This window comes from Burkholderia sp. B10, assembly GCF_004368385.1.
Taxonomy (GTDB): Bacteria; Pseudomonadota; Gammaproteobacteria; order Burkholderiales; family Burkholderiaceae; genus Burkholderia; species Burkholderia vietnamiensis.
Map to the genome: position 1 here is coordinate 46817 of NZ_PQMX01000041.1, position 14817 is coordinate 61633.

The window sequence follows — 14817 nt, forward strand, 5'->3', positions numbered from 1 at the left end:
CAGCGGCGCGCACGATTTCCGCCGAATCGGCCGCCGCCGACGGCTTCGCACGCATTCGACGCAATAATCGCGTCGCATCGCACCGGTATTTGCGCGCAATGCGGACGAATTTCCTTGCTTATCCGCAGCCCCCTTCCTAGAGTTCAGCGCAAGCGGACACGCATTGCGAGGCAAGTCGATGACGGACATCACGGACCACGCGCGCGGCGCATTGCGCGCGCAACCGTTCAGCATGCTGCTGGGCACGGAGCTGATGCATATCGGCGACAACGAGGTGTCGCTGTGCCTGCCCGTGCGCGACGAACTGCGGCAGCAGCACGGTTTCGTGCACGGCGGCGTGATGGGCTATCTGGCCGACAATGCGCTGACGTTCGCGGGCGCACTCGTGCTCGGGCCCCGGGTGATCACCGCCGAGTACAAGATCAATTACCTGCGACCGGCCGTGAACGGCACGCTCGTCGCGCGCGCGCAGGTCGTCTACGCGGGCCGGCATCAGGCGACCTGCCAGTGTCACGTGTACGTCATCGACGGCGATCACGAGCGGCTCGTCGCGATCGCGCAAGGCACGATCAATCGTGTCGGCGACGGGAAGATGCCCGAGGCGGTGGCGGAAACGGCTTGAATTGGTTCGGGGTGCGGTTGCTTGCGTGGTCGGCCGCCGGAGACGTGCGCAGTCAACGTTTATCGCTTCGTCGCGGCAAGGTCGACGGCATCGCGCATTTCGCAGATCAGTCGATCGCCCACGCTGCGCAACGTGATGTTGTAGCGGTGCGGATAGACATGCAGCGTAGCCGGAGGAATACGGCGAGGCTCGCCGAACCGCTCGACGAATCGAGTTCAAAGCTCAACCAGCTCGGCCTTGACGCCCCGCGTTGCCTGCCGCGCATCGGTGCTTATACGGGCCCGTTCGCTTGATCGTCCGTCAACGGCAGAAACCGCGGCGCGACGCGTGCGCGAATGTCGCCGTTCGAATCGGTGCGATAGATCGCCCGCGCCACGTTGTGCGGATGCGTCGCGGCTTCGGCCACGCTGAGCACCGGCGCGAAGCACGCGTCCGTCCCTTCGAGCAGCGCGCGCCAGTGCGCGGACGGCTCGCGTGCGAACACCTCCGCGAAACGCGCCTTCAGCGCAGGCCAGCGCGCGCGATCGTATTGCGACGCCGGATCGACGTCCGTCAGCCCCAGGCGCTCCACGAGCAATGCGTAGAACGGCGGCTCGAGCGCGCCGATCGTCACGCATGCGCCGTCCGCGCAGCGATAGACGTCGTAGAACGGCGCGTCGTGGAACAGGCTCGGCTGCGCGCCGTCGAGCTGCCCGTTCGCCCGCGCCCACAGCGCGAGCGAGCCGAGCATCGAGACGATGTCGACGATCGCACCGTCGACCACGCGCCCCGCGCCGCCGGCGCGCACGTCGAGCAGCGCGCAGACGATGCCGAACGCAAGGCCGAGCGCACCGCCCGCGTCGCCGACCACCGTCGGCGGCACGCCCGGCCTGCCTTCGCGCGGCGCGGACAACGACAGCAGGCCCGTCAGCGCCACGTAGTTCAGATCGTGTCCGGCCGCGGTCGCGAGCGGCCCGTCCTGGCCCCAGCCGGTCATGCGTCCATACACGAGCGCGGGGTTGCGGTGCGCGCAGTCGTCGGGCCCGAGGCCGAGGCGCTCCATCACGCCCGGCCGCAGCCCTTCGATGAGCGCGTCGGCCTGCGCAATCAGTGCGAGCGCCGCGTCGCGGCCCGCCGCGCTCTTCAGATCGAGTTCGACGATCGTCTTGCCTTCGCGCAGCAAGTCGCCGTCGCGCGCCCGCAGTGCATCGGGCGCGCTGCTGCGTCCGGCCGGGCGCGCGATCAGCGTGATGCGCGCGCCCATCCCCGCGAGCATCCAGCCGGCGAGCGGGCCGGGGCCGAGACCTTCGAATTCGACGATATGGATGCCGGCAAGCGGCGCGTTCAATGGCATGGCGACCTCGTGGGGATGGGCTCGAAGCAAATGGAGGCGCGCGCGGCAGGCAGACGTGTGCGCCGGGTATGCGTATTCTGACGCGCTTTCGTGCGTGGAAGGCGTCCGATGCGAACGCGCGGCGCGATACGGCGCAGCGAACCACAAACGAAAAGGCCGGCGCCACGACGCCGGCCTGTGCCGTCAGGGAACGATCCAGCACTGCCCCTGGTAGATGCGTGCCGCCGTCGACACGTCGGACATATCGATCTCGACGTAACGGCTGACGACGCGTCCGCTCACGGCAGCATCACGGCGTTTTCCATTGCCCGCCTTCGTAGACTCGCCCCGTCGAATTGGTATTCGTGAGGTCGATCTCGATGCTGCGCGACCGCGCCCGCGAGAAGATCGTCGACGTCTCGATGTTCTGCTCGAACCACACGAGCACCTTCTCGATCGGGGTGAACGACGCTTCGCCGGAGACCATCACTTCGGGCGCGGCGTAGATCGGCGTGCTGACGGCCTCGCCGTCGATACCCGTACTCAGCTGGCAAATGCCCGGATGGATCTCGCCGTAGTCGTTCTCCATGTTGATCGCGGTCGGGTCGCCGCCGGTCGACGGCGAGCCGAACTGGCCGTACTTGTCGAGCGTGACGATCTCGCCGAGGCCGATGGAGACCTTCTTGGTCGACGCCTTGACGGTAATGCCGTCCTGATAGCGGTTCGTGCCGAAGATCTGGTAGATCGGCGTCCAGGAGAACTCGTTGTCCTCGAGGTACTCGAACGATGCGCGCCACACGACGTTGTACGCCGCGTCGCCGACCTTCTTCGCGAAGCACAGGTTGTAGCCAGCCTGCTTGAGCGTCGCGAAGTCCTTCGGACCGATGCCGATCGCGACGGTCTTGGTCACGGCAGCCAGCACGTTCTGGAACGACTGGGCCAGCACGGCGTACTCCTCCGCCTGGAACAGCTGCGCCTGCACCTGGAACTCCGCCACGTTGCCGGTCGAGCTGAGGCTCTTGCACACGACCTTCTGCCCCTGGTCGACATGGCTGCCCTGGTACACGTAGTACGTGTTTTCGGTTCTCAGGCTTTCCTTTTTCACGCCGGTCACGGAGAACGTATCCCCGACCTTCTTCTTCAGCTCCCCGGTCCCCTCGGTAATGACGTCCCAGGCGCTACCCACTTTCGGCCAACGGCAAACTTTCAGGATGCTCATTTTGTAATTCCCTCGGATAAGCTCGCTAAAAATGAATCTTCCGCACGCGGCGAGCGTCACGCACAAAAACAAACGCCTTATTTATTGACGAATCGAACAATTTACAATTTAAAAATTATTGACAGATCAATTCATCTATTTGTATCTGCAGCGCATGGATGCAGATTAGGATTCTCCCGAGGAATTCGCCATGCCACATTTCGCGTATTGACCGGCGATCCACGCGACCAGTTGACGCGTCGATTTGCACGAAAATTTATCGAGTAAATGCTCGCGATGCTTGTCGACGGTACGGGGGCTGATTTGCAGCAAGCGCGCGATGTCCTTGCTGCCGCGTCCATGACACAGCAGTCGCAGCACGCGGGATTCGGCCGGGCTCAGATGGACGCCGCCCAGATCCAGGCGCTCGAGCCATCCGGGGTGGTCGGGCAAATCGCCGCCCGGCAACGCGATGACGGATCGGACGCCAGTCTTCTGCTTGACGCGGCTCACGTGGCGCCGCGCGGTATCGAGTCCGACGCCGAGATGAGCGGCAATGGCCTTGTTGCTGAATCCGCGACGCAGCAGATCCACGACTTCTTTCTCTCGCGGCGTGAGAGCAGAATTCGATTCCATCGCCCCGGTCGGCTGGTTTTCGCCGCCGGGTAGGTGTGGTCAATCGAATGCGAAGGCGTCGGCCGCGGTATTTGTGATCGAAATTTCCGGCAGAGCGTCGCATATAACGCGGTTCACGGCCCACAACTTCAATACACATTGATCCGGATCATTCGATATCCGGAAAACCGAAATTGCAGCACATATCCGGCGCATGAATTCGAATCGTTTCCACGATCTGGATATTTTTATTATCCAGCCATCGACGACCGGAATTTTCTTTCGAATCGAAACATCGTGGAATATCGCGATTGCGCGCCGCGCCGCATCGCGCAATGGCCTGCCCATGACGGGCAGGCGGCCCGCTTCGCCCGGCATACCGCCGGGCAAAGCGGGCAAGTCGCAGTTCGCCCGCCCCTCGCGGGGCGCAGCGACGACGCTTAAAACGCGTCGCCCGGCACGCGCACCCAGCCTTCCATCAGCACGCGCGCGCTGCGGCTCATGATCGCCTTGGTGACGGTCCATTCGCCGTTCTCGAAGCGCGCCTCCGCGCCGACGCGCAGCGTGCCCGACGGATGCCCGAAGCGCACCGCGGTGCGTTCGCCGCCGCCTGCGGCGAGGTTCACGAGCGTGCCCGGAATCGCCGCGGCCGTGCCGATCGCGACCGCCGCCGTGCCCATCATCGCGTGATGCAGCTTGCCCATCGACATCGCGCGCACCAGCAGGTCGACATCGCCCGCGTTCACGCGCTTGCCGCTCGATGCGACGTAGTCGGCCGGCTTCGCGACGAAGGCGATCTTCGGCGTGTGCTGGCGCGTCGCGATCTCGTCGAGTGTGTCGATCAGGCCCATGCGCAACGCGCCGTGCGCACGGATCGTCTCGAACTTCTCGAGCGCCTTCGGATCGCCGTTGATCGCGTCCTGCAGCTCGGTGCCCGTATAGCCGATCGCTTCGGCGTCGACGAAGATCGTCGGAATGCCCGCGTTGATCATCGTCGCCTTCAGCGTGCCGATGCCCGGCACGACCAGATCGTCGACGAGATTGCCGGTCGGGAACATCGACCCGCCCGCGCCGTCTTCCTCGGCAGCCGGGTCCATGAACTCCAGCTGCACCTCGGCGGCCGGGAACGTGACGCCGTCCAGCTCGAAGTCGCCGGTCTCCTGCACCGCGCCGTTCGTGATCGGCACATGCGCGACGATCGTCTTGCCGATGTTCGCCTGCCAGATCCGCACGGTCGCGATGCCGTCGCGCGGCACGCGCGCCGCATCGACGAGCCCGCCGCTGATCGCGAACGGGCCGACGGCCGCGGACAGGTTGCCGCAGTTGCCGGTCCAGTCGACGAACGCCTTGTCGATCGAGACCTGCCCGAACAGATAGTCGACGTCGTGGCCGGGCCGCGTGCTCTTCGACACGATCACCGTCTTGCTGGTGGACGACGTCGCGCCGCCCATCCCGTCGATCTGCTTGCCGTACGGATCGGGGCTGCCGATCACGCGCAGCAGCAGCGCGTCGCGCGCGGCGCCGGGCGCCTGCGCGGCCTCCGGCAGGTCCTGCAGCCGGAAGAACACGCCCTTGCTCGTGCCGCCGCGAAGATAGGTCGCGGGAATCCTGATTTGTGGAATGTGAGCCATGTTTCGGTTATCCCTGTGTGTCCGGCTCAAGCCGCCTGCGACGATTCGAGGAAGTCCTGCGCGAAACGCTGCAGCACGCCGCCCGCGTCGTAGATCGACACTTCTTCCGCCGTGTCGAGCCGGCACGTGACGGGCACCTCGACGCGCTCGCCGTCGCGACGATGAATCACGAGCGTCAGGTCGGCGCGCGGCGTACGTGCGCCGATCACGTCGAACGTTTCGGTGCCGTCGATGCCGAGCGTCTTGCGGTTCGTGCCGGGCTTGAACTCCAGCGGCAGCACGCCCATCCCGATCAGGTTCGTGCGGTGAATCCGCTCGAACCCTTCGGCGACGATCGCCTCGACGCCCGCGAGCCGCACGCCCTTGGCCGCCCAGTCGCGTGACGAGCCCTGGCCGTAGTCGGCGCCCGCGATCACGATCAGCGGCTGCTTGCGATTCATGTACGTCTCGATCGCTTCCCACATCCGCATGACCTTGCCGTCGGGTTCAACGCGGGCGAGCGAGCCCTTCTTCACCGCGCCGTCGACGACCGCCATCTCGTTGACGAGCGTCGGGTTCGCGAAGGTCGCGCGCTGCGCGGTCAGGTGGTCTCCCCGGTGCGTCGCGTAGGAATTGAAGTCTTCTTCCGGCAGGCCCATCTTGGTGAGGTACTCGCCGGCCGCGCTGGTCGCGAGAATCGCGTTCGACGGCGACAGGTGGTCGGTCGTGATGTTGTCGCCGAGCACCGCGAGCGGCCGCATGCCCTTGAGCGTACGCTCGCCGGCCAGCGCCCCTTCCCAGTACGGCGGACGGCGAATGTAGGTGCTCTGCGGCCGCCACTCGTACAGCGGCGCGGCACGCTCGCCCGCATCGGCCGTGCGCGCGAACATCGGCTCGTAGACCTTGCGGAACTGCTCGGGCTTCACGCTCGATGCGACGATCGCGTCGATCTCCTCGTCGGTCGGCCAGATGTCCTTCAGCGTGACGGGCTTGCCGTGCGCGTCGTGGCCGAGCGCGTCCTTCTCGATGTCGAAGCGGATCGTGCCGGCGATCGCATACGCGACGACGAGCGGCGGCGACGCGAGGAACGCCTGCTTCGCATACGGATGGATGCGGCCGTCGAAATTGCGGTTGCCGGACAGCACGGCGGTCGCGTACAGGTCGCGATCGACGATCTCCTGCTGGATCTTCGGATCGAGCGCGCCCGACATCCCGTTGCAGGTCGTGCATGCGAACGCGACGATGCCGAAGCCGAGCTTCTCGAGTTCCGGCAGCAGGTTCGCTTCCTTCAGATACAGCTCGACCGCCTTCGAGCCGGGCGCGAGCGAGCTCTTCACCCACGGCTTGCGCGTGAGGCCGCGCGCGTTCGCATTGCGCGCGAGCAGCGCGGCCGCGATCACGTTGCGCGGGTTGCTGGTGTTCGTGCAGCTCGTGATGGCCGCGATGATGACCGCGCCGTCCGGCATCTCGCCCGGCTTCTCTTCCCACTGGCCGGCGATGCCGCGCGCGGCGAGGTCGGAGGTCGGCAGACGCTTGTGCGGGTTCGACGGGCCGGCCATGTTGCGCACGACGCTCGACAGATCGAACGTCAGCGTGCGCTCGTACTGCGCATGCGCGAGCGTGTCGGCCCACAGCCCGGCCGCCTTCGCGTACGTCTCGACCAGCTTGACCTGTTCGTCGCTGCGGCCGGTGAGGCGCAGATAGTCGGTGGTCTGACCGTCGATGAAGAACATCGCGGCCGTCGCGCCGTATTCCGGCGCCATGTTCGAGATCGTCGCGCGATCGCCGAGCGTGAGGCTCGCCGCGCCAGCGCCACGGAATTCCAGATAGGCGCCCACCACCTTTTCCTTGCGCAGGAACTCGGTCAGCGCGAGCACGACGTCGGTCGCGGTGATGCCGGGCTGACGCTTGCCGGTCAGCTCGACGCCGACGATGTCGGGCAGGCGCATCCACGACGCGCGGCCCAGCATCACGTTCTCCGCCTCGAGGCCGCCCACGCCGATCGCGATCACGCCGAGCGCGTCGACGTGCGGCGTGTGGCTGTCGGTGCCGACGCAGGTGTCCGGATAGGCGATGCCGTCCTGCACCTGGATCACCGGCGACATCTTCTCCAGGTTGATCTGGTGCATGATGCCGTTGCCCGGCGGGATCACGTCGACGTTCTCGAACGACTTCTTGGTCCACTCGATGAAGTGGAAGCGGTCCTCGTTGCGACGATCCTCGATCGCGCGGTTCTTCGCGAACGCGTCGGGATCGAAGCCGCCGCATTCGACGGCGAGCGAGTGGTCGACGATCAGTTGCACGGGCACGACCGGGTTCACCTTCGCCGGGTCGCCGCCGCGCTCGGCGATCGCGTCGCGCAGGCCCGCGAGGTCGACGAGCGCCGTCTGGCCGAGGATGTCATGGCACACCACGCGCGCCGGGAACCACGGGAAGTCGCGCTCGCGCTTGCGCTCGATGATCTGCTTCAGCGAATCGGCGAGGATCGCCGGGTCGCAGCGGCGCACGAGGTTTTCGGCGAGCACGCGCGACGTGTACGGCAGCGTGTCGTAGGCGCCGGGGGCGATCGCGTCGATCGCGGCGCGCGCGTCGAAGTAGTCGAGCGACGTGCCGGGCAGAGGTTTGCGGTAGGCGGTATTCATGATGTGGGGCGGAATTCGGGATGAAACGTTGCGCGCGCGCCGGACGCCCGCATCGCGGACGCCGGCGCGCGCGGCGGCATGTCAGCGCTTGTCGATCGGCACGAACTGCAGATCTTCCGGACCGGTGTAGTTCGCGCTCGGGCGGATGATCTTGTTGTCGATGCGCTGCTCGATGATGTGCGCGCTCCAGCCGGACGTGCGCGAGATCACGAACAGCGGCGTGAACATCGCGGTCGGCACACCCATCAGGTGATACGACACGGCGCTGAACCAGTCGAGGTTCGGGAACATCTTCTTCGCGTCCCACATCACGGACTCGAGGCGCTCGGCGATGTTGTACAGCTTCAGGTCGCCCGCTTCCTTCGACAGCTTGTGCGCGACGCCCTTGATCACCTTGTTGCGCGGATCGGAGATCGTGTAGACCGGATGGCCGAAGCCGATCACGACTTCCTTGTTCTCGACGCGGCGGCGGATGTCCAGTTCGGCTTCGTCAGGCGAGTCGTAGCGGCTCTGGATGTCGTATGCGACCTCGTTCGCGCCGCCGTGCTTCGGGCCGCGCAGCGCGCCGATCGCGCCGGTGATCGCCGAGTAGATGTCCGAGCCGGTGCCCGCGATCACGCGGCCGGTGAACGTCGATGCGTTGAACTCGTGCTCCGCGTACAGGATCAGCGACGTGTGCATCGCTTCGACCCACGACTTCGACGGCGCCTTGCCGTGCAGCAGGTGCAGGAAGTGGCCGCCGATCGAGTCGTCGTCGGTTTCCGTCTCGATGCGCTTGCCGTTGTGCGAGAAGTGATACCAGTACAGCAGCATCGAGCCGAGCGACGCCATCAGGCGATCGGCGATGTCGCGCGCGCCCGGCAGGTTGTGATCGTCCTTCTCCGGCAGCACGGTGCCGAGCACCGATACGCCGGTGCGCATCACGTCCATCGGGTGCGCCGACGCCGGAATCTGCTCGAGCGCGGCCTTCAGCGCGTTCGGCAGCCCGCGCAGCGCGCGCAGCTTGGTCTTGTACGCAGCCAGCTCGGTCAGGTTCGGCAGCGTGCCGTGTACCAGCAGGTGCGCGATTTCCTCGAAGTCGCACGATTCGGCGACGTCGAGAATGTCGTAGCCGCGGTAGTGCAGGTCGTTGCCGGTCCGGCCGACCGTGCACAGCGCGGTGTTGCCGGCCGTCACGCCGGACAGCGCCACCGACTTCTTCGGCTTGAATCCGCCTGCTGCGGCCGGTGCTGCTGCGTCTTTCGTCTCACTCATGTTTACATTCTCCAATGGGGATGCGTGTGTCGGGTCGCGCGGGCCGCGTTACTTCTTGCCCTGCGCGAACAATTGGTCGAGCTTCTGCTCGTATTCGTGATAGCCGAGGAAGTCGTACAGCTCGGCGCGCGTCTGCATCGTCGGCACGGCAGCCTTCTGCGTGCCGTCGCGGCGCAGCGTCTCGTAGAAGTTCAGCGCCGCCTTGTTCATCGCGCGATACGCGCCGCAGCAGTACAGCGCGATGTCGACGTTCGCTTCGCGCAGCTCGTCGAGCGTGAACAGCGGCGTCGAGCCGAATTCGGTCAGGTTCGCGAGGATCGGCACCTTCACGGCGGCCTTGAAGCGGCGATAGTCGTCGAGCGTCTTCATCGCTTCCGGGAAGATCATGTCGGCGCCGGCTTCGACGTACGCAACCGCACGCTCGATCGCCGCGTCGATCCCTTCCGCCGCGGCAGCGTCGGTGCGCGCCATGATCACGAACTGGTCGTCGGTGCGCGCGTCGACTGCGGCCTTCACGCGATCGACCATTTCCTCGACCGGCACGACTTCCTTGCCCGGACGGTGGCCGCAGCGCTTCTGGCCGACCTGGTCCTCGAGATGCACGGCTGCGACGCCGGCCTTGATGAACGAGCGCACCGTGCGCGCGATGTTGAACGCGCCGCCCCAGCCCGTGTCGATGTCGACGAGCAGCGGCAGGTCGGTCGCGTTGGTGATCCGGTTGGCGTCGATCAGCACGTCTTCCATCGTGCTGATGCCCAGGTCGGGGATCCCGAGCGAATTCGCCGCGACGCCGCCGCCCGACAGGTAGACGGCCTTGAAGCCGACGGCCTGCGCCATCTTGGCCGCGTATGCGGTGATCGCGCCGACCACCTGCAGCGGCTGCTCGGCCGCGACTGCCGCGCGAAACTTCGCGCCGGCGCTTTGAAGATGCGTGTTGCTCATGAACGGCCTCCTGAAGGAATGCCCATTAACAGCAAGGACCGGGCCAGCGCACCATTCCACCGCTAACCCACTGATTCTTAAGCAAGCGGCGCGCGGCACGATTCGTCGGCCGATTTCATTTCAGCGCTTTTGTGTTTCAAAAATGAAATGCCACGCGCATAATCGATCGTCATGGACCTCTCCTCGACCACGCCCGCCGGCCCGACCGACCGCGCGGTGCGCCCACGCATCTGGGCGATGGGCATCAGCCGGCTGCGCGACCTGTTCCGCGAGATCGCCGGCGAATTCGACGAACGCGCCGACGTGCGCATCGTCACGCGCGCGTACGAAGACGCGCTGAGCGCGATCGCCGAGGCCGGCACCGCGCGGCCCGACGTGATCGTCGCGGCCGGCTCGAACGGCGGCTTCCTGAAAACGCGCGCGCAGGTGCCGGTGGTGGTCGTGTCGCCGACCGGCTTCGACGTGATGCAGGCGCTCGCGCGCGCGCGTCGGGACGCGACCCGCATTGCGCTCGTCAGCGCCGGCGAGACGCCGCCCGAAGTGCGCCGCTTCGTCGCCGCGTACGGGCTCGACGTGCAGTTTGCGTCATATCAGTCCGCGCAGGAAGCGGAGGCGTGCGTGCACGACCTGCACGACCGCGGCATCGAGACGATCGTCGGCCCCGGCCTCGTCACCGATCTGGCGGCGAGCGCGGGCATGGGCGCGGTATTCCTGTATTCGCACGCGTCGGTGCGCCAGGCGGTCGAGACCGCGCTCGAAGTCGCGTATGCAACCCACGCCGAGGCGTTTCGCCGGCAGCGGCTCGACAACCTGCTGCAGCATCTGCGCGACGGCGTCGTCGCGCTCGATGCGCGCGGGCGGGTCGAGGCGATCAACGAGCGGCTCGCGTCGGCGCTCGGAGTCGAACCCGCGGCGGCCGTCGGCCGCGCGCTCGTCGATCTCAGGCCGGAGCTGCGCACGCTGCGCGGCGAGGACGGCGATGCACTCGCGACCGTGCGCGGCGTGAGATACGTCGTGCATCGCGGGCCGCTCGTCGATCGCGGCGTGACGTCCGGCAGCGTGCTGACGTTCCAGGAGTCGCGCGCGGTGGAGCGGCTCGACCGCGCGCTGCGTTCGCAGCCGAACACGCAGCAGTTCGCGGCGCGCTACACGCTCGACGACGTGATCGGCGCGTCCGCGCCGATGGCGCGCGTGCGCGACCTCGTGCGCCGCTACGCGAAATCCGACGCGACCGTGCTGGTGCTCGGCGAAAGCGGCACCGGCAAGGAGATGATCGCGCAGAGCCTGCATGCGCTGTCGGCGCGGCGCAATTACCCATTCGTCGCGGTCAACTGCGGCGCGTTTCCGGAGGCGCTGCTCGAAAGCGAGCTGTTCGGTTACGAGGAAGGCGCGTTCACCGGCGCGCGGCGCGGCGGCAAGACGGGGCTGTTCGAGGCCGCGCACCGCGGCACGCTGTTTCTGGACGAAATCGGCGAGATGCCGCCGTCGCTGCAAAGCCGGCTGCTGCGGGTGCTGCAGGAGCGCGAGGTGATCCGCCTCGGCTCGACCGAGCCGATCCGGATCGACGTGCGCGTGATCGCCGCGACGCACCGGCCGTTGCTGGCGGCCGTCGAAGCCGGCACGTTCCGCGCGGATCTGTATTACCGGCTCAACATCCTGAACGTGGGCCTGCCGCCGCTGCGCGAGCGCGCGGCCGACATCCCGGCTCTTGCGGCGACGCTGCTCGTACAGGCCGCGCAGCGCGAGCCGCGGCTCGCCGAGCGCATGCGCGAGCCCGGCGACGCGCTGCGCGTGCTCGGCGCGACGCAATCGACGCTCGCGCGCTATCGATGGCCCGGCAACGTGCGCGAGCTGCAGAACGTGATCGAGCGGATCGCGGTGGAACTAGCCGAGGAAGCCGACGAGAACGATCTGACCGCCGCGTGCCCGGCGCTCGCGCCGGACGCGCTGCGGGCGATCGCGCCCGAGCTGTTCGCGGCGCCGGTCGAGGCCGCGGACGACGACGATGCGCGCACCCTGCACGCGCGCCGCCGTCGCGCGGAAGCCGACGAGATTCGCGCGGTGCTGGATGCGTGCGGCGGCGATCGCGATCGCGCGTGCGCGATGCTCGGGATCAGCAAGACGACGCTGTGGCGCAAGCTCTCGGGTAAGTGAGGCGGGGATGTGGGGGATCGCGGTGCTGTAGCGGCCGGATGCGGGCGCGGGTTGCGGCGTCGGGGCGTTGAAGCGCGATGAATTCCGGCCGGGGCGGCTGTTCTGTTCTTCAGGGCGCCGATGAATTGATGTCGGCGGGCGGCGTTCTGCAACCGTGTTCTGCAGTCGGTGGCCAGCGGTCGAGGTTGAGCGGCAACCGTCAGCGGCCGGCATTCGACGATCGACGTTCAGTCCTCGATATTCGACGCTTCGCGGACGGCACGCGGCGGTAGACGTTCAGCGCTCGACGTTCAGCGGGCAATGGGCACTGCGAATTCGGCATTCGCCGTTCACGCAGCGCCCCACGCGCCGACCGCTACCGTGCGTTGCGCGTGTGCTGCAGTTGCTCGCCGAGCCCTTCGATGCCGACGCGCAGCGTCTGGCCGGCCTTCAGGAACACCGGCGACGGCTTGATGCCCATTCCGACGCCCGGCGGCGTGCCGGTCGTGATCACGTCGCCCGGCTGCAGCGTCATGCAGGTCGACAGATACGCGACCAGTTGCGCGACGGTGAACACCATCGTGCGCGTGTTGCCGTTCTGATAGCGGTGTCCGTCGACCTCCAACCACAGGTCGAGGCGTTGCGGATCGGGCACTTCGTCGCGCGTGACGAGCCACGGCCCGATCGGCCCGAACGTGTCGAAGCCTTTGCCCTTGTCCCACTGACCGCCGCGCTCGAGTTGCCACTCGCGCTCGGATACGTCGTTGACCACGCAATAGCCGGCGACGTAGTCGAGCGCGCGCGCTTCGTCGACGTCCTTGCAGGTTGCGCCGATCACGACGCCCAGTTCGACTTCCCAGTCAGTCTTGACCGAACCCTTCGGGATTTCGATGTCGTCGTTCGGGCCGCAGATCGAACTCGTCCACTTGCCGAACACCACCGGCTCCTTCGGGACGGCCATGCCGGCTTCGGCCGCATGATCCGCATAGTTCAGCCCGATCGCGATGAACTTGCCGACGCGCGCGACGCACGCCCCGATGCGCGGCTCGCCCGCGACGAGCGGCAGCGCGGCGGGGTCCAGCGCACGCAGGCGCGCGAGCGCGGCGTCGGACAGCGCGTCGCCGGCCAGATCCGGCACATGCGCGGACAGGTCGCGAATCCGGCCGTGCGCGTCGAGAATACCGGGCTTTTCCTGGCCGGGCGGGCCGTAGCGAAGCAGTTTCATCGTGCTGAACCTCTTGTTGGCGAATGTGACAGGATACCGGCCGCCGACGACGCGCGTGCGCGCCGCCGATGACCCGCCGCTCTTTGTACCATCGGCGGCGCGCGGTGGAATGGCGCGCGACGGATACCGACTATTGGTGCGACCGCAGAGATTACGTTGCAGCGGCGGATACGCCGACGCGGTCGGCATGGCGGCCGCCTCTCGCGTCCTTCGACGCTGAAAGATGAATATCCAGTATTTCTTATGACCCTGTCATCGCGAACGGCACCTGAGCCGTTCATGCCCGATAACGATCGGTAAAAAACACGCTGCATCGCACACTGAATGTTGTCGGGCTCGCGCGGATGGCAGTCATATCCGCGCGCGGCTTCGCGACGCCGCGTGCACGTCCGCCAGCGTGCGTCGCCCACCGATCGGCAACTCCCTGACTTCCTACACATGACGCTAACTACTGACAACCCGCTCTCCAACAGCGACGCACTGGAGTCGACGGGCGCAGCCGACCGCTATCGCGCGCCTGCGCTCGACAAGGGCCTCGACATTCTCGAGCTCCTGTCGGAACAAAAGGAAGGATTGACCCGCACCGAAATCACGAGAGAACTTGGCCGCAACGCGAGCGAGATCTACCGGATGCTCGAGCGACTCGTCGCGCGCCGCTACGTGATGCGCTCGAGCGGCGGCGACCGCTACACGCTGAGTCTGAAGCTGTTCGCACTTGCACACCGGCATCCACCTATGAGTCGGCTGATCGCGGAGGCGTTGCCGCTGATGCATCGATTCGCTGACGCAGCCGAACAGTCGTGCCATCTGACCGTCTACGATCACGGCAACCTGCTCGTGATCGCGCAGGTCGACGGCCCCGGGCCGTGGTGTGTGTCGGTGCGGCTCGGCTCGCGCATCGCGCTGGCCGATACGGCGTCGGGACGCGTGATGCTGTCGTTCCAGAGCACCGAGCAGCGCGCGCACATGCTGGCCGAGCATCGCAAGGTCAAGGGCGAAGCGCCGATCGACGAACAGGAGCTCGCGCAGGTATGTCATGCCATTCGGCAGTCCGGCTACTTGCGGCAGGACAGCCGCCAGGCGTATGGCGTCACCGATCTGAGCGCACCGATCGTCGGCCCGTCGGGTCATTCGATCGCCGTGCTGACCTGCCCGTACATGCGCCGGATCGATGCGCACACGGCGCCGTCGGCTGACGCGGTCGCGGCAAGGCTGCGGGAGACGGCCGGTCAGTTGTCGATGTGGCGGGCGGGGAGTCGGTGAA

The 14817-nt window shown here is 66.8% G+C and carries 13 protein-coding genes; 4 read left to right on the forward strand and 9 right to left on the reverse strand.

Annotated elements, in window-relative coordinates; genetic code table 11:
• Positions 1–178 precede the first annotated feature (178 nt).
• Positions 179–622, forward strand: coding sequence for a PaaI family thioesterase (locus tag C3Y15_RS20250; RefSeq protein ID WP_014724157.1), 444 nt, complete (start codon positions 179–181; stop codon positions 620–622).
• Positions 619–915 carry a hypothetical protein gene (locus C3Y15_RS20255; RefSeq protein WP_124260150.1) on the forward strand — a complete coding sequence of 99 codons (297 nt, stop codon included), beginning with the start codon at positions 619–621 and terminating at the stop codon, positions 913–915. Before C3Y15_RS20250 ends, C3Y15_RS20255 begins: the two co-directional genes overlap by 4 nt.
• Here the strand turns inward: C3Y15_RS20255 and C3Y15_RS20260 are convergent.
• From C3Y15_RS20260 to prpB, 8 genes are all read right to left on the reverse strand, one after another.
• Positions 894–1955, reverse strand: a complete 1062-nt coding sequence (locus C3Y15_RS20260; RefSeq protein ID WP_011881020.1) for a CaiB/BaiF CoA-transferase family protein — start codon at positions 1953–1955, stop codon at positions 894–896. The two genes, C3Y15_RS20255 and C3Y15_RS20260, sit on opposite strands and share 22 nt — an antisense overlap.
• 289 nt (positions 1956–2244) lie before the next feature.
• Positions 2245–3153: a hypothetical protein gene (locus C3Y15_RS20265; RefSeq protein ID WP_124260151.1), complete on the reverse strand. Its 909-nt coding sequence runs from the start codon at positions 3151–3153 to the stop codon at positions 2245–2247.
• A 165-nt stretch (positions 3154–3318) separates the two neighbouring features.
• Positions 3319–3768 carry a helix-turn-helix transcriptional regulator gene (locus C3Y15_RS20270; RefSeq protein WP_011881022.1) on the reverse strand — a complete coding sequence of 150 codons (450 nt, stop codon included), beginning with the start codon at positions 3766–3768 and terminating at the stop codon, positions 3319–3321.
• Between the two features lie 39 nt (positions 3769–3807).
• On the reverse strand, positions 3808–4272 hold the full coding sequence (locus tag C3Y15_RS20275; protein ID WP_124260152.1) for a hypothetical protein: 465 nt from the start codon (positions 4270–4272) through the stop codon (positions 3808–3810).
• A complete protein-coding gene (gene prpF, locus C3Y15_RS20280; protein WP_059462702.1) occupies positions 4188–5378 on the reverse strand; it encodes a 2-methylaconitate cis-trans isomerase PrpF in 1191 nt (396 codons plus the stop codon). The genes C3Y15_RS20275 and prpF overlap by 85 nt, the downstream gene beginning before the upstream one ends.
• Positions 5379–5404: 26 nt before the next feature.
• On the reverse strand, positions 5405–7999 hold the full coding sequence (gene acnD / locus C3Y15_RS20285) for a Fe/S-dependent 2-methylisocitrate dehydratase AcnD (RefSeq protein ID WP_011881024.1): 2595 nt from the start codon (positions 7997–7999) through the stop codon (positions 5405–5407).
• Between the two features lie 81 nt (positions 8000–8080).
• Positions 8081–9253, reverse strand: a complete 1173-nt coding sequence (gene prpC, locus C3Y15_RS20290) for a 2-methylcitrate synthase (RefSeq protein WP_011881025.1) — start codon at positions 9251–9253, stop codon at positions 8081–8083.
• Positions 9254–9301: 48 nt separating this feature from the next.
• Positions 9302–10195: a methylisocitrate lyase gene (prpB, locus tag C3Y15_RS20295; protein WP_011881026.1), complete on the reverse strand. Its 894-nt coding sequence runs from the start codon at positions 10193–10195 to the stop codon at positions 9302–9304.
• A 171-nt stretch (positions 10196–10366) separates the two neighbouring features.
• Here prpB and prpR point away from each other — a divergent pair, with 171 nt between their 5' ends.
• Positions 10367–12349: a propionate catabolism operon regulatory protein PrpR gene (prpR, locus tag C3Y15_RS20300; protein ID WP_011881027.1), complete on the forward strand. Its 1983-nt coding sequence runs from the start codon at positions 10367–10369 to the stop codon at positions 12347–12349.
• A 355-nt stretch (positions 12350–12704) separates the two neighbouring features.
• Here prpR and C3Y15_RS20305 read toward each other — a convergent pair whose 3' ends face one another.
• Positions 12705–13553 carry an ureidoglycolate lyase gene (locus C3Y15_RS20305; RefSeq protein WP_059734667.1) on the reverse strand — a complete coding sequence of 283 codons (849 nt, stop codon included), beginning with the start codon at positions 13551–13553 and terminating at the stop codon, positions 12705–12707.
• 438 nt (positions 13554–13991) lie between these two features.
• Between C3Y15_RS20305 and C3Y15_RS20310 the strand changes: the two genes are divergently transcribed.
• Positions 13992–14816, forward strand: coding sequence for an IclR family transcriptional regulator (locus C3Y15_RS20310; RefSeq protein WP_034193403.1), 825 nt, complete (start codon positions 13992–13994; stop codon positions 14814–14816).
• Position 14817 lies beyond the last annotated feature (1 nt).

What these genes read in the sequence shown, in the direction of transcription:
- C3Y15_RS20250 (WP_014724157.1), top strand. Translation starts at nt 179, where the DNA reads ATGACGGACATCACGGACCACGCGCGCGGCGCATTGCGCGCGCAACCG.
- C3Y15_RS20260 (WP_011881020.1), bottom strand. Translation starts at nt 1,955, where the DNA reads ATGCCATTGAACGCGCCGCTTGCCGGCATCCATATCGTCGAATTCGAA.
- C3Y15_RS20265 (WP_124260151.1), bottom strand. Translation starts at nt 3,153, where the DNA reads ATGAGCATCCTGAAAGTTTGCCGTTGGCCGAAAGTGGGTAGCGCCTGG.
- C3Y15_RS20270 (WP_011881022.1), bottom strand. Translation starts at nt 3,768, where the DNA reads ATGGAATCGAATTCTGCTCTCACGCCGCGAGAGAAAGAAGTCGTGGAT.
- C3Y15_RS20275 (WP_124260152.1), bottom strand. Translation starts at nt 4,272, where the DNA reads ATGGACCGTCACCAAGGCGATCATGAGCCGCAGCGCGCGCGTGCTGAT.
- prpF (WP_059462702.1), bottom strand. Translation starts at nt 5,378, where the DNA reads ATGGCTCACATTCCACAAATCAGGATTCCCGCGACCTATCTTCGCGGC.
- acnD (WP_011881024.1), bottom strand. Translation starts at nt 7,999, where the DNA reads ATGAATACCGCCTACCGCAAACCTCTGCCCGGCACGTCGCTCGACTAC.
- prpC (WP_011881025.1), bottom strand. Translation starts at nt 9,253, where the DNA reads ATGAGTGAGACGAAAGACGCAGCAGCACCGGCCGCAGCAGGCGGATTC.
- prpB (WP_011881026.1), bottom strand. Translation starts at nt 10,195, where the DNA reads ATGAGCAACACGCATCTTCAAAGCGCCGGCGCGAAGTTTCGCGCGGCA.
- prpR (WP_011881027.1), top strand. Translation starts at nt 10,367, where the DNA reads ATGGACCTCTCCTCGACCACGCCCGCCGGCCCGACCGACCGCGCGGTG.
- C3Y15_RS20305 (WP_059734667.1), bottom strand. Translation starts at nt 13,553, where the DNA reads ATGAAACTGCTTCGCTACGGCCCGCCCGGCCAGGAAAAGCCCGGTATT.
- C3Y15_RS20310 (WP_034193403.1), top strand. Translation starts at nt 13,992, where the DNA reads ATGACGCTAACTACTGACAACCCGCTCTCCAACAGCGACGCACTGGAG.